Genomic DNA, 1,034 nt, shown 5'->3' on the forward strand with positions numbered 1-1,034 from the left:
ATTGTATCAGTCACTGTTCCGTTACCTGGCGTAGAAACGTTACCGTTATCGTCTTCTACTGTTGCTGTGATCACGTCACCTTCAGTTAATGTCACTGTTGGTGGTACATCCACTGTCCAAGTTCCGTCTTCGTCTACAGTTCCAGTTACCACTTCGCCGTTAGGGAACGTTACTGTCACTGTGCCACCTGGTTCGCCAGTACCAGTTACTGTTCCATCGTTTGGTTGTGGATTGTTCACAACTGGTGCGCCTGGTGCGATCGTGTCAGTTACTGTTCCGTTACCTGGCGTAGAAACGTTACCATTGTCGTCTTCTACTGTTGCAGTGATCACGTCACCTTCAGTTAATGTTACTGTTGGTGGTACGTCCACTGTCCATGTACCATCTTCTTCAACTGTACCTGTCACGACTTCTCCGTTAGGGAATGTTACTGTTACTGTGCCACCTGGTTCGCCAGTACCAGTTACTGTTCCATCGTTTGGTTGTGGGTTGTTCACAACTGGTGCGTCTGGTGCGATTGTATCAGTCACTGTTCCGTTACCTGGCGTAGAAACGTTACCGTTGTCGTCTTCTACTGTCGCAGTGATTACGTCACCTTCAGTTAATGTTACTGTTGGTGGTACGTCCACTGTCCAAGTTCCGTCTTCGTCTACAGTTCCAGTTACCACTTCGCCATTAGGGAATGTTACTGTCACTGTGCCACCTGGTTCGCCAGTACCAGTTACTGTTCCATCGTTTGGTTGCGGATCGTTCACAACTGGTGCCTCAGGCGCGATTGTATCAGTTACTGTTCCGTTACCTGGTGTAGAAACGTTACCGTTATCATCTTCTACTGTTGCAGTAATGATGTCACCTTCAGTTAATGTCACTGTTGGTGGTAAGTCTACTGTCCAAGTTCCATCTTCGTCTACAGTTCCAGTCACCACTTCGCCGTTAGGGAATGTTACTGTCACTGTGCCACCTGGTTCGCCAGTACCAGTTACTGTTCCATCGTTTGGCTGTGGATTGTTCACGACTGGTGCGCCTGGCGCAAT

The 1,034-nt window shown here is 48.5% G+C and carries 1 protein-coding gene; it reads right to left on the reverse strand.

Annotation, left to right across the window (positions count from 1 at the left end):
- Positions 1–1,013 (reverse strand): Ig-like domain-containing protein (locus tag G8Y84_RS08050; protein ID WP_349236832.1); only part of this gene is annotated, 1,013 nt, incomplete at its 3' end.
- Between the last annotated feature and the right edge of the window lie 21 nt (positions 1,014–1,034).

The sequence above is a fragment of the Staphylococcus sp. 11511212 genome (assembly GCF_011394755.1).
In the GTDB taxonomy this organism is placed as follows: domain Bacteria; phylum Bacillota; class Bacilli; order Staphylococcales; family Staphylococcaceae; genus Staphylococcus; species Staphylococcus chromogenes.